The following is a 12706-nucleotide window of genomic DNA, read 5'->3' as shown; positions in this document are numbered from 1 at the left end:
TTGAAGCCGCAAGAGAAAGGCAGACAGCTTTTGCCCTTTCTCTTGCAGCTTATAGCTTGAAGCTGACAGCCGCGTCTCTAGCCCTTGCCCTTGGTCCTGGTCATATTCGGCCCACCATTTTTCTCCAGATGCTGGATGATGATCCCCGCCACATCCTTCCCGGTGGTGGTCTCTATCCCTTCCAGGCCCGGCGACGAGTTCACCTCCATAACCAGTGGCCCATGGTTGGAGCGCAGGATATCCACACCCGCCACTGCCAGCCCCATGACCTTGGCCGCTCGCAACGCGGTCATGCGTTCTTCCGGGGTGATCTTGATCAGGCTGGCGCTGCCGCCGCGGTGCAGGTTGGAGCGGAACTCTCCGGGCTTGGCCTGGCGCTTCATGGCTGCGATCACCTTGTCGCCCACCACGAAGCAGCGGATATCCGCACCGCCGGCTTCCTTGATGTACTCCTGGACCATGATGTTCTGCTTGAGGCCCATGAATGCCTCGATCACGGATTCCGCTGCGGTCGCGGTTTCACACAGCACCACACCGATGCCCTGGGTGCCTTCCAGCACCTTGATCACCAGCGGCGCGCCGTTGACCATTTCGATCAGGTCGGGAATGTCGTCGGGGGAGTGGGCAAAGCCGGTGACCGGCAGGCCGATGCCCCGCCGCGAGAGCAGTTGCAACGAGCGTAATTTGTCCCGCGAGCGTGCAATGGCCACGGATTCATTGAGGGGGAAGACCCCCATCATTTCGAACTGGCGCAACACGGCGCAGCCATAGAACGTCACCGAGGCGCCAATCCGCGGGATCACCGCATCAAACCCCTCCAGCGGTTTACCGCGGTAATGGATCTGCGGCTTGTGGCTGGCAATGTTCATATAGGCACGCAACGTGTCGATCACCACCATTTCATGGCCACGTTCGGTGCCGGCCTCGACCAGGCGGCGGGTGGAATACAGACGCGGGTTTCGCGACAGCACAGCAATCTTCATGCAGCACCTGGGGCAGAAATAGTAGAGACCGGGAACACCGGCTTGTCTTGAACGTACTTGACGCCGGGATTGACCACCAGGTGGCCGTCAATCAGCGCCTTGGAGCCCAGCAACAGGCGGTAACGCATGGCTTTGCGGCAGGCCAGGGTGAACTCCACCCGCCATACCCGATCACCCAGTGCCAGGGTGGTGCTGATCACGTAGCGCACCTGCGCATGGCCATTGGAGCTCTTGATGGTTTTCATCGTCACCAGGGGCGCTTCGCAGCGGCGGTGACGCAGTTGCACAACGCTGCCCAGGTGCGCGGTAAAGCGCACCCACTTCTCACCGTCGCGCTCAAAAGGCTCGATGTCGGTGGCATGCAGGCTGGAGGTGCTGGCACCGGTGTCGATCTTGGCTCGCAGGCCTGCCACTCCCAAGTCGGGAAGTGCCACCCACTCACGCAGACCTACAACGGTCAAATGGTCAAATGTCTTCAATATGGGTAACCGGTCAATTCGCCCAGGCCTGAGGAGAAACCTCGGCCAGGGCGTTGAATGCAGGCCTGGCGAACCAGTAGCCTTGCATCAGAAATATTCCACAGTCAGACAGAAAGTCGCGCTCGCCGGCACTTTCGATGCCTTCGGCGATGACAGTAACGTTCAACTGCTCACAGATTGTGACAATCCCCTGAACGATCACCTGGCGGACACGATCCTGGTCGACATCGCGGATCAGCGCCATGTCGAGTTTGATCAAGTCAGGTTGGAAATCGGCCAGCAGATTCAGCCCCGAATAGCCCGCGCCGAAGTCGTCGATGGCGGTCTTGAAGCCGAACTCGCGGTATTCACGCAGAATATTCGTCAAATGGCGATAGTTATCTACATGCTCGCTTTCCAGTGTTTCGAAAATCAGTTGGTTCAGCGGGAAGTTGTGCGCGCGAGCTGCCTCTAGGGTGCTGCGGATGCACAACTCCGGACGGTACACGGCGTTGGGCATGAAGTTGATGGAAAGGTGGGTTTGCATCCCCAGGGCCGCAGCACCGGCGATCGCCTGGGTGCGGCAGCGCTGGTCGAAGCGGTAGCGGTTGCTTTCGTCGACCTGGTCCAGCACCGACAATGCCCCTTCGCCCTGTGTACCGCGCACCAAGGCTTCGTGGGCAAAAATCGAATGGTCCCGAAGGTCTACGATAGGCTGGTAGGCGAAAGCAAACTCGAAACCCAAGGGTTCGCTTTGCTGGCAGCCTGCGCAACGCTGTTCAGGCGAGGTGAGTGAAGTAGGAAAGTCGGTCACGGCGTATCCTCGCGAAAACAGGGTGCTACCTGGCGTATCTTAGGTGAGCCTTGAGGTTTATGCGTCGAAGGGTTTCAACGTTACAGTTGCGACATTTGTCAGAGCGAGGAATTCAAGTGGCTCAAAAGCAGGAAGAGGAAGAAAAGGTCCGTCTGGACAAGTGGCTTTGGGCGGCGCGTTTCTTTAAGACACGTGCCTTGGCCAAGGCCGCGATTGAGAGCGGCAAGGTGCATCATCGAGGCGAGCGCTGTAAACCGGGCAAGGAGCCACGTGTCGGTGATGAGCTGCAGATTCGGATAGGTTTTGACGAAAAGACCGTGGTGGTTCAGGCACTTTCCACTGTGCGCCGTGGCGCCCCCGAAGCGCAGGCGCTGTACACCGAAACCGAAGCCAGCATTGCCAGGCGCGAAAATGCGGCTGCCCTGCGCAAGGCGGGCGCCACGGGGATGACCACCGATGGCAAGCCGAGCAAGAAGCAGCGCCGCGACCTGTTCAAGTTTCGCGGCAGTGGCAATGATGACTGATTGTGCAGCGGCCCATTCAAGTGTGGGAGGGGGCTTGCAGCGTTAAGGGGATGTACGCACGACGCTCAATCCACTGATCACTGGCAGCTTGCCAAGTAACCTGAAGATCGGCGTCGTCACGTGTAACAGAGCGGCCGACACCTTCGCCGCAAACGGCGTGTAATAACCCCAGCCCAACGCCAACAGTGCCAGCAGCACCCCGCCGATATAATCGTCCTGCCCCCAATGCGCGCCCGCCACCAGCCGCGGCATCATGAACAACAGCGCCAGGCCCCAGATCACCAGCACCTGGCCGATACGTCTGGCGAACACGCTCATGAACATTGCCCAGATCAGCAACACCGAGGCGTGATCCCCCGGAAAGCTTTGGCTTGAGCGGTCCTTCAGCTCCCAGGTCTTCTCCAGCCCCGGGAAATAGTCACTCATCTGGATCGCCCCGGCGATGACCATCGACGGGCTGCTGTGTTGCCAGCCCATCTGCGCCGCGAGTTTGGAAAACAGCGTGCGGATAAACAGCAAGAGCAACAAAATACCGACAAAACCTAACAGGGCCTGGCGTGCCTGCGCGGCTTTGAACACCCAGTCGCCGCGAATCAGCAGCATCAGCAGGATCACCCCGACCACCGCATCAAACGGCCGCAGACTGGCCACGGCCCACACGTGCAGCCATGTCGCGCTGCTCGCCAGCGGGTCGTTGAGAAGGTGAAATAGCCACTCGTCGAAAATCACACACAGCATCTGCCCCGTGGGCCACAGCCAAAAACACAGCAGCCCGATAGCGAGTAGATTGCACAGAGCCCATCGCCGGAGGTTCCACTTGGCTTGGAACAAACCCGGATTGTTCATAAACTGTCCCTCTTCGCTCTAAATAAGCTCTCTGTTTCCAGGAGAAAGCCGCACCAAGATGGTGCTAAAGCGTTTAATTTTATAAACCTTGTAACCAATTTGTCATCAATTCAGATACCCAGACCTATGACTGATCTACCGGATACCGACTTCACCCAACGCTTCATCTTCGACGAGAGCGACGCCCGCGGCGAAATGGTTTCGTTGGAGCGCAGCTACGCCGAAGTCCTCGCCAAGCACCCCTATCCGGAGCCGGTCGCACAACTGCTCGGTGAGCTGATGGCTGCTGCTGCGTTGCTGGTGGGCACCATGAAGTTCGACGGTTTGCTGATCCTGCAAGCCCGTTCCGAAGGGCCGATTCCGCTGCTGATGATCGAGTGCTCCAGCGAGCGCGAAATCCGTGGCCTGGCCCGTTATGAAGCCGACCAGATTGCCCCGGACGCCAGCCTGGCCGAGCTGATGCCCAACGGCGTCCTGGCGCTCACCGTCGACCCGACCTCAGGCCAGCGTTACCAGGGCATCGTCGACCTCGACGGCAAAACGCTGTCGGAATGCTTCACCAACTATTTCGTGATGTCCCAGCAAGTGGGCACCAAGTTCTGGCTTAACGCCGACGGCAAGCGCGCCCGTGGCATGTTGCTGCAACAACTGCCGGCCGACCGTATCAAGGACGACGAAGATCGCGCTGAAAGCTGGCGGCACTGCATTGCCTTGGCCGATACCCTGAAAGCCGAAGAACTGCTGGGCCTGGACAACGAAACCATCCTGCACCGCCTGTACCACGAAGACCCCGTGCGCCTGTTCGACGCGCAGACCTTGCACTTTCACTGCAGCTGCTCCCGCGAGCGTTCGGGTAACGCCCTGGTCAGCCTGGGCCTGGAAGATGCGCAGAACCTGGTGGTGGAACACGGTGGCAATATTGAGATCGACTGCCAGTTCTGCAACGAGCGCTACCTGTTCGACGCTGCCGATGTAGCGCAATTGTTCGCCGGCGCAGGTATCGACACGCCTTCCGACACCCGCCACTAAAACGTTTAAGCACAGGTAAATCACCTGTCAAATGCCGGATTAGAGGCGTTCTGACGGGAGGGCCCTACTCTTTTTGGGCTTTTCTGGCATAATCCGGCCCACTTTTTTCGCGGTAGTAGTGCGCAACTTTCTACTACAAAACGTTTGGAGCACTCGGCCAAAGGCCGACGGGGAACCTCATGACGCAAGCCAATAACGCCGTATACACCGATCTGAGTGTTGACGATCTGGTCAAAGAAGCCCTGCAGCGCGGTGAAGGCGTGCTTGCCGATACCGGCGCGCTGGTCGTGGAAACCGGTCACCGTACCGGCCGTTCGCCAGTCGACCGTTTCATCGTTGAAGAGCCTTCCACCCAGGATTCCATCGCCTGGGGCCCGATCAACCGCAAGTTCCCGGCCGACAAGTTCGATGCCCTGTGGGCCCGCGTCGAGGCGTTCAACAACGCGCAAGAGCATTTCGTTTCCCACGTTCACGTAGGGGCGGCCGAAGACCACTACCTGGCCGTGAAAATGACCACCCAGACTGCCTGGCAGAACCTGTTCGGTCGTTGCCTGTTCATCAACCCGGCCCAGTACAACCCGGCCGGTCGTGACGAGTGGCAAGTGCTCAACGTGGCCAACTTCGAGTGCGTGCCAGAGCGTGACGGCACCAACTCCGACGGTTGCGTGATCCTCAACTTCGCCCAGAAAAAAGTGCTGATCGCCGGCATGCGCTACGCCGGTGAAATGAAGAAAGCCATGTTCTCGGTGCAGAACTACCTGCTGCCGGCTTCCGACGTACTGCCGATGCACTGCGCCGCCAACATTGGCGAAGCAGGCGACGTGACCCTGTTCTTCGGTCTGTCGGGCACCGGCAAGACCACCCTGTCCGCCGACGAAAGCCGCTACCTGATCGGTGACGACGAACACGGCTGGGGCGAAGGCGTGGTGTTCAACATCGAAGGCGGTTGCTATGCCAAGTGCATCGACCTGTCCGAGAAGAACGAACCGGTTATCTGGAAAGCCATCAAGCACGGCGCCGTGCTGGAAAACGTCGTGATCGACGAGGCCAAGCACGCCGACTATGCCGACGTCAGCCTGACCCAGAACAGCCGCGCCGCCTACCCGCTGGAGCACGTTGCCAAGCGTTCCGAGAAGAACCTGGGCGGCGAGCCAAACGCGGTGATCTTCCTGACCTGCGACCTGACCGGCGTACTGCCACCCGTGTCCATCCTCAGCGAAGAACAAGCGGCCTACCACTTCCTGTCCGGCTACACCGCACTGGTGGGCTCGACCGAAATGGGTTCGGGCAGCGGCATCAAGTCGACCTTCTCCACCTGCTTCGGCGCACCGTTCTTCCCACGCCCGGCCGGCGAATACGCAGAGCTGCTGATCAAGCGCATCCGCGGCTTCGGCTCCAAGGTCTACCTGGTCAACACCGGCTGGACCGGTGGCGGCTACGGCGTTGGCAAGCGCTTCAACATCCCGACCACGCGCGGCGTGATCGCGGCGATCCAGAGCGGCGCGTTGATCGGTGCTGAAACCGAACACCTCGACACCATCAACCTCGACGTGCCATTGGCTGTACCGGGCGTTGAGACCGGCCTGTTGAACCCACGTAACACCTGGGCTGATAAGGCTGCTTACGATGAAGCGGCGAAGGCCCTGGCTGGTCTGTTCATCGAGAACTTCAAGAAGTTTGAAGTGAGCGAAGCGATCAAGGCTGCGGGTCCGAAGTTGTAAGATTCGCAAGCTGTTAAAAAGCCGTCCCTAGTGGGCGGCTTTTTTGTGCGCGAAGGGTTAGTCGACGATAGGCAGAATCATTGCCCCTCCACCTTTGACTTGCGGTGTGCCTGGAGCTGATCTTCGTTCAGCTCAGGTTTTCCAGCGTCTGAGTGTCCCAGCTGTGGGTCTTGATGGCCAGGTAGAGCATGCCGATGGTTAGCGGGACCTTGTCGCCATGCCCCTTGCCCCGACGCTTGAGGAACACGTCAAAGACCGGTGGGTTGAAGTAACGATAAGTGTCGTAGTCGCCGAGGTCGAGGGCGAAGTCCTGCTCCAGCGCTTCCATGAGTTGCTTGGCTTCACTGCCGTCACAGCCCAGGTCGAAATTGAGTGAGGTTTGCAGGCGGATGGTCTTGTGTTTCGGCAGGCCGATTTCTTCGTGCAGCAGTTGCAGGAGTTGCTGCATCACGGGGTCTTCGGGGAAGTTGGGGGCGAGGTTCATGGTGGGGGCACGCAGGAGTTGATGAAGGGGCTGGTTGCGTTGGAGGCGGTATTTGTTTCGAGTGATGAAGAGCGCCAAGCCTATCAAAAATACAAAGACAGGTAGGAGGGGCATTCTGAGGATCACCGCTACATAGGGTAGTAGGAACGTCAAAATAAGGCCTGTTGTAAGAAATGTGACTGCGAAGTGCTTTCTGAGCATTGGGTCTGTGATTTGGTAGTGCAGCATCAAATAGATAAGGAGAAAGGAAGCGGATTGAAGGTAAAGGGCCATGTCACTAAGACCCGTCCGAGTAGACATGCATTGAGAGTGTTGACCGCTGAGGCCCTATGCCTCCTCTCACACTGGCATCCAGACCGATGATGATGTCTCCAGCATGATATCTACGAAGCTTGCCGGAAATCGTATCGCCAGCGAAGCCGGCGGTTACGGTTGAAATGGCAATCCCCGGTGCTTTAACCGCTCCGGAGATTATTTGTTTGATGAGCACGTTTTGGTCGTTTAACCGATCGGCCTGATTCCGTCTCAAAGGATGGGAAATCGCGACCGCCATTTCCCATGGCAAGTCTCTGGCCAGCATTTTTTCGTACAGCCTACGTATCTGATCGCGCACTTGTCGCGCTGCCGTTTTTATTTCAAACAGGGATAGATTGGCCAAAGCATGCCGATTGTCAGGCACAACAGTGAAGCGATTCACTGTGAAGATGACGCCATAGTGGCCGATGTGTTGAGCCCTTTCGATGTTCACAGGTTTCTGCCGAGAAAGTTGAGACCGCGCTATTTTCATTCAGCTACGGGTAACTTCTGTAGAGGGTCAAGCGGGTGTTTGGAGCAGTTTGGGAAGGGGCTGTCGCGGTGTTTGGAGGTTTCCTACAACGGTTTCCGGCATTTGTGGCTTGGCAGTGCTTGTAGGAGCGAGATTGCTCGCGAAAAACTCAAGGGCGCTCTGTTTCTTCTGGTCCATCGCCTCGCCGTTGATCAAGATCATTTCCACGCAGAGCGTGAGGAACGATCACTGCCCTGCAGGCCTGCTGACACACCGCTCAAAAATCGCCTCCAACCCCCGATAATCACACGCCACCGCATCAATATTCGCTGGTATCCATGCCGCGTGTTTCACCAGCCACCAGTTCACTGAAAACCCCGCGTTGACGATGATCTGTTCGAACAAAATCCGCTGCGCCCGGCCATTGCCCTCGCGGAAGGGGTGGATGACGTTGAGGTCGCCATAGGCTTCGGCAATCCTGCTTATCAACTCGGTTTGGCTGGCACCGACAAACCAGTTTGCTTCTTCCATCTGCCGGATGATCTTCGCGGCTTCCGGGGGGATGCGCTCCGGGGTGCAGAACAGGGTGTCGCCTTTCTGGATGTTCACGCTGCGCAACTCACCGGCCCAGTCGTAGATGTCACCGAACAGCGTGCGGTGGATGTGTTGCAGGCGGTCGAGGTTGTAGGGCGGGGGGAAGAGGGGGAGGCTGCCTACGGCGATTTCGGATAATTCCCGCTCGGCCTGGTGCAGGCGGGCGTCGTCGAGCAAATCGAGGCGGTTGCGCAGGACGCTGCTACCGGGATAGCAGTACGGATCCTGGCCCACCCCGTATTTGTCGAGCATCAGCGTGGGGTGTTGCGGTACTTGGCAAGGACGGCTTCGCGGGTCGGCAGGGGTTTGTCGACGTCGGCCGGCTGGGTGTCGAACCCTTCCAGGCGCAGGCTGGCCAGGTAATTGGAACGGCGGATCTTGTGGTAATGATCCTGTTTTTGCTCAAACGTCAGTTCGCTCATCGCAGCGTACTCCTGGGTAGCAAGGTTTGATTGTAGCGCAATGCTTCAATGGGCAGGCGGGATAAAAACCACGTCACATTTTGTATAAAAAGTCCGCCGACACCCGGAATTCAGCGTATGTTTCACCGCAAAATCTTGCAGGGCGATTTCCGCCCGCGACTTAAAGGGAGTTAGGCATGGGTTTGCTTCGTGTTGCTTCGGCGATGTCATTGTGTGCGGTGGCTTTTTCGGTCCAGGCCGGGCAGTTGCCGATCGAAGTGCTCAGTGCGGTGGTCAAGGACCAGAAAATCGCCGATGCCGAAGTGCTGCTGCAACGTAACGGCGCACAGAACGTGGTGGGCCGCACCAACGCCCAGGGCCAAGTGACGCTGACCAGTGAGGCCGCCGATGATGCGAGCAACCTGCTGATCATCAAGAAGCCTGGCTACTCCAACCTAGTGGTGAAGTGCCCCTGCGCGGGCATGACCTACGCCATCAGCCCGGTGATGGAAAACCTCGATGGCCTGCGTGTGGTGCTGACGTGGGGCAAGACGCCGAGTGACCTCGACTCCCACATGATTTTCCCCGGCAATAACATCTACTTCGAGAACCAGAAGGGTACCGATGCCGAGTTGGATGTGGATGACACCGACAGCTACGGCCCGGAAACCATCACCCTGCAGAAAAAACACTACGGCGAAAGCTACGTTTATGCCGTGCATGACTACAGCAATGGCGGCAACCCAGGCTCGCGCCAGTTATCCGACAGCGAAGCCAAGGTGTTCGTGTACATGGGCCAATCGCTGGTGCGTACCTACTACGTGCCCAAGAACCGCAGCGGCAACCTGTGGACGGTGTTCCGCATGACCGGCAGCGGCGACTTCCAGGACATCAACACTTTCAGTGGCGTGACCGTGAATGCGGCGAATGTGCTGAACGAAGTCAAACCGCTGCTGGATGACAGCGTGGCGGTCACCGCCGTCACCGTCAGTTCTTCCGTACAAACCGATGCGAAGCGTCTGAACCTGCAGGGTGAAGCGGCCTACCAGGCCGGCAAGCTGGACCAGGCCATCGACCTGTTCCGCCAGGCTATCGAGTTGGACAATGGCTTCGGCAAGGCCTACGGCAACCTCGGCCTGGCGTATCAGAAAGCCGGCAACACTGCCGAGTCGATCTGGGCCAATCGCAAGGCTATCGCCCTCGCCACTGGTGCCAATGCTGCAACCGTACGTGCAGGTGCCTACTACAACATTGCGCGGATCTACGAAGCGGCGGGGCAGTTCCCGGATGCATTGCGTCACTACCAGTTGGCCAAGGAGCAGAAGGCCAACCCGGTGTATGACACGGCGATTGAGCGGGTGCAGAACCGCTGATTCAGCTGTAGCGCAGGTCTGAAAATGTGGGAGGGGTTTTGCTCCCGATAGCAGTGGGTCAGTCAGTTATTGGTAACTGATCCATTGCCATCGGGGGCAAGCCCCCTCCCACATTTGGATCTGTGTCTTTCCTGCAACCTCCTCAGTTTATTCCCGATTCGGCCCTAGGCCGTCCCCCACCCTGTGTATCATCCTGTCTCTTTTTTCCATGCGACCTTTCTCGATTCGCTGAACGTGCTGGGCTACGTTTTTAAGCCACCTTCAGCGGTCAATGGAGTGACAGCCTATGCACGACACCCTCCAGCAGGTCTTTGGTTATCCACAGTTTCGTCCGGGCCAGGAAGTAACGGTCAGCGCCGTACTGGCAGGTCGTTCGGCTGCGGCCATTTTTCCTACGGGGTCGGGCAAGTCCCTGTGTTATCAGCTGTCGGCGGTGTTGCTGCCGCACCTGACGCTGGTGGTGTCGCCATTGTTGGCATTGATGCAGGACCAATTGGGCTTCCTGCAACGTCACGGTATTTCGGCGGGCAGTATCGATTCGGCGCAAAGCCGCGAGGACGCCAATGACGTGATGGCCCGCGCGCGGTCGGGCGAGCTGAAAATCCTGATGATTTCCGTGGAGCGTTTGAAGAACGAGCGTTTTCGCCACTTCCTGCAAAGTGTGCAGATCTCGCTGCTGGTGGTGGATGAGGCGCACTGTATTTCCGAGTGGGGCCACAACTTCCGCCCGGATTATTTGAAGCTGCCGGACTACCAGCGCCAGTTCAAGATCCCACAAGCGCTGCTGCTGACGGCTACAGCCACGCCCAAGGTGATTGCCGACATGCAGGCCAAGTTCGCCATTGCGCCGGATGACGTGGTCACCACGGGCTTCTATCGGCCCAACCTCAACCTGTTGGTGGAGCCGGTCGCCGGTGCGGAGAAGCGTCGTCGCCTGGTGCAGTGGATGAGCGAGCGAGCCAACCAGCCCAGCATCGTCTACGTCACCTTGCAGAAAACCGCCGAGCAGATTGCCGAGCACCTGAACCGCAACGGTATCCAGGCCGAGGCGTATCACGCCGGCTTGCCCCACGACAGGCGTGAGGGCATCCAGCAGCGATTCATGGGCGGGCGCTCCAATTGCATCGTCGCTACCATCGCGTTTGGCATGGGGATCGACAAGAGCGATATCCGCAACGTCGTGCATTTTGACCTGCCCAAATCCATCGAGAACTACAGCCAGGAAATCGGCCGCGCGGGGCGTGATGGGCAGCCCTCGGACTGCCTGGTGCTGGCCAACCGTGACAGCCTCAATGTGCTGGAAAACTTCGTGTATGGCGATACGCCGGAGCAGGACGGTATTCGGCGGGTGCTGGAAGAGTTGCAGGCAGCGCGCAGTGAAGGGCAGTGGGAGTTCCTGCTGAGGTCGCTGTCGGACCACAGCAACATCCGCGAACTGCCACTGAAGACACTGTTGGTGCAATTGGAGCTCAAGGGCGTGATCGCGCCGCGCTACGCGTTTTATGCCGAATACCGCTTCAAGTACCTGGTCGAGCCCGAAGCTCTGCTGGCGCGTTTTTCCGGCGAGCGCCAGCAGTTTGTCGCGGCGATCATCCAGGTGTGCAAGCGTGCGAAAACCTGGGCGACCGTGGATTTCGACGCGCTTTACCAGCAACACAATGCCGAACGCAGCCGGGTGGTGAAGGCCCTGGATTACTTCCAGGAACAAGGCCTGATCGAGTTGGAAAGCAAGCAGATGACGGAGGTCTACAGCCTGCTGGATACCGAGTTTGATCCACAGGTGTTGAGCGCCGAGTTATACACAGGCTTCAAGCAGCACGAGGTGACGGAGGTGGCACGGATCCACGCCATGCTCGATCTGTTCGCCGCCGAACATTGCCTGGGGCAGCGCCTGGCGCATTACTTTGGTGATGAAAATGCACCGCAGCGCTGCGGGCACTGCTCTGTGTGCCACGGCCATGTCGCGCATTTGCCGGCGCCGCCGAGCCTGCCGCCACTTGTGGATAAAAACTTCATGGGACTGTGCGGTGATTTTATCCACAGGCATCATGAGCACACCGGCCAACTGCCGGGCGCTGAGCGGCTGACACGGTTCCTGGGGGGTATCAGCGTGCCGTTGTTTACCAAGTTGAAGGCGCGGGGCATTCCCGGTTTCGCAGCGCTGGAAGACTACCCCTACGCCGACGTGCGTGAGTGGGCCCAAGCCCACTTGAGTGACCTGTAACCCTACTTTCATGAGACGTGCCCATGCCTGACTCAATGCCGCAACGCGCCGATTACCGTCACTTCCAGCCGATCATCACGCGCTGGCACGACAACGATGTGTACGGCCATGTGAACAATGTCACCTACTACAGCTTCTTCGACACGGCGGTGAATACCTACCTGATCGAACAGGGTGGGTTGGATATTCATGACGGTGAGGTGGTGGGGTTTGTGGTGAGTTCGGCGTGCGATTACTTCGCGTCTATTGCCTTTCCCGACCGCCTGGACATCGGCCTGCGGGTGGGCAAGCTGGGCAACAGCTCCGTGCAGTACGAGTTGGCGGTGTTCAAGGCAGGCGAAGAGGAGGCCTGTGCGGCGGGGCGCTTTGTGCATGTGTTCGTGGATCGGGGGACGAACCAGCCGGTGACGATTCCGGGGATGTTGCGCGAGGCGTTGCAGCGGTTGGTTGTCTGACTTCGGCGTTGCAGGCACCACGGAACCCAATGTG

General features: G+C 58.7%; 14 protein-coding genes. 6 read left to right on the top strand and 8 right to left on the bottom strand.

What is annotated here, in order from left to right; genetic code table 11:
- Nucleotides 1-77: 77 nt before the first annotated feature.
- Genes rimK through rimA form a run of 3 tightly spaced genes read right to left on the bottom strand, consistent with a single transcriptional unit; the run spans nucleotide 78 to nucleotide 2255 of the window.
- A complete protein-coding gene (rimK, locus tag AC07OP_RS27970; RefSeq protein WP_003171022.1) occupies nucleotides 78-983 on the bottom strand; it encodes a 30S ribosomal protein S6--L-glutamate ligase in 906 nt (301 codons plus the stop codon).
- A complete protein-coding gene (gene rimB, locus AC07OP_RS27965) occupies nucleotides 980-1462 on the bottom strand; it encodes a retropepsin-like aspartic endopeptidase RimB (RefSeq protein WP_017526050.1) in 483 nt (160 codons plus the stop codon). Before rimB ends, rimK begins: the two co-directional genes overlap by 4 nt.
- Before the next feature lie 13 nt (nucleotides 1463-1475).
- The gene (gene rimA, locus AC07OP_RS27960; protein ID WP_115487865.1) at nucleotides 1476-2255 is read right to left on the bottom strand and encodes a S6 modification regulatory phosphodiesterase RimA; all 780 of its coding nucleotides are present in this window, start codon (nucleotides 2253-2255) and stop codon (nucleotides 1476-1478) included.
- A gap of 116 nt (nucleotides 2256-2371) precedes the next feature.
- On the opposite strand from rimA, the gene AC07OP_RS27955 reads away from it, so the two are divergent.
- Complete coding sequence (locus AC07OP_RS27955) at nucleotides 2372-2779, top strand: RNA-binding S4 domain-containing protein (protein WP_065941104.1); 408 nt, start codon at nucleotides 2372-2374, stop codon at nucleotides 2777-2779.
- A 42-nt stretch (nucleotides 2780-2821) separates the two neighbouring features.
- On the opposite strand, the gene AC07OP_RS27950 is transcribed toward AC07OP_RS27955, so the two are convergent.
- Complete coding sequence (locus AC07OP_RS27950) at nucleotides 2822-3625, bottom strand: phosphatase PAP2 family protein (protein WP_115487866.1); 804 nt, start codon at nucleotides 3623-3625, stop codon at nucleotides 2822-2824.
- Nucleotides 3626-3751: 126 nt separating this feature from the next.
- Between AC07OP_RS27950 and hslO the strand changes: the two genes are divergently transcribed.
- Nucleotides 3752-4654: an Hsp33 family molecular chaperone HslO gene (hslO, locus tag AC07OP_RS27945; protein ID WP_027605147.1), complete on the top strand. Its 903-nt coding sequence runs from the start codon at nucleotides 3752-3754 to the stop codon at nucleotides 4652-4654.
- 179 nt (nucleotides 4655-4833) lie between these two features.
- Entirely contained in the window at nucleotides 4834-6375 is a 1542-nt protein-coding gene (locus tag AC07OP_RS27940; protein ID WP_495102907.1) for a phosphoenolpyruvate carboxykinase, read from the top strand.
- Between the two features lie 127 nt (nucleotides 6376-6502).
- Here AC07OP_RS27940 and AC07OP_RS27935 read toward each other — a convergent pair whose 3' ends face one another.
- The 4 genes from AC07OP_RS27935 to AC07OP_RS27920 all read right to left on the bottom strand — a co-directional run bounded on the left by AC07OP_RS27935 (nucleotide 6503) and on the right by AC07OP_RS27920 (nucleotide 8641).
- Nucleotides 6503-6859: a DUF1493 family protein gene (locus AC07OP_RS27935; RefSeq protein WP_495102908.1), complete on the bottom strand. Its 357-nt coding sequence runs from the start codon at nucleotides 6857-6859 to the stop codon at nucleotides 6503-6505.
- 277 nt (nucleotides 6860-7136) lie between these two features.
- The gene (locus AC07OP_RS27930; RefSeq protein WP_495102909.1) at nucleotides 7137-7607 is read right to left on the bottom strand and encodes a hypothetical protein; all 471 of its coding nucleotides are present in this window, start codon (nucleotides 7605-7607) and stop codon (nucleotides 7137-7139) included.
- Between the two features lie 264 nt (nucleotides 7608-7871).
- Nucleotides 7872-8471 (bottom strand): putative adenosine monophosphate-protein transferase Fic, encoded by a 600-nt coding sequence (locus AC07OP_RS27925; protein ID WP_141156479.1) that lies wholly within the window; start codon nucleotides 8469-8471, stop codon nucleotides 7872-7874.
- Nucleotides 8471-8641, bottom strand: coding sequence for a YhfG family protein (locus AC07OP_RS27920; protein ID WP_003236014.1), 171 nt, complete (start codon nucleotides 8639-8641; stop codon nucleotides 8471-8473). Before AC07OP_RS27920 ends, AC07OP_RS27925 begins: the two co-directional genes overlap by 1 nt.
- Before the next feature lie 176 nt (nucleotides 8642-8817).
- On the opposite strand from AC07OP_RS27920, the gene AC07OP_RS27915 reads away from it, so the two are divergent.
- The 3 genes from AC07OP_RS27915 to AC07OP_RS27905 all read left to right on the top strand — a co-directional run bounded on the left by AC07OP_RS27915 (nucleotide 8818) and on the right by AC07OP_RS27905 (nucleotide 12672).
- Nucleotides 8818-9993, top strand: coding sequence for a tetratricopeptide repeat protein (locus tag AC07OP_RS27915; RefSeq protein ID WP_065925808.1), 1176 nt, complete (start codon nucleotides 8818-8820; stop codon nucleotides 9991-9993).
- A gap of 286 nt (nucleotides 9994-10279) precedes the next feature.
- Entirely contained in the window at nucleotides 10280-12217 is a 1938-nt protein-coding gene (locus tag AC07OP_RS27910) for a RecQ family ATP-dependent DNA helicase (RefSeq protein WP_495102910.1), read from the top strand.
- A gap of 23 nt (nucleotides 12218-12240) precedes the next feature.
- On the top strand, nucleotides 12241-12672 hold the full coding sequence (locus AC07OP_RS27905; RefSeq protein WP_065925806.1) for an acyl-CoA thioesterase: 432 nt from the start codon (nucleotides 12241-12243) through the stop codon (nucleotides 12670-12672).
- Nucleotides 12673-12706 lie beyond the last annotated feature (34 nt).

The sequence above is a fragment of the Pseudomonas sp. GW821-FHT09D08 genome (genome assembly GCF_059416305.1).
Note: the sequence above shows the minus strand (reverse complement) of the source record. Positions and strands in the feature narration are given on the sequence as shown.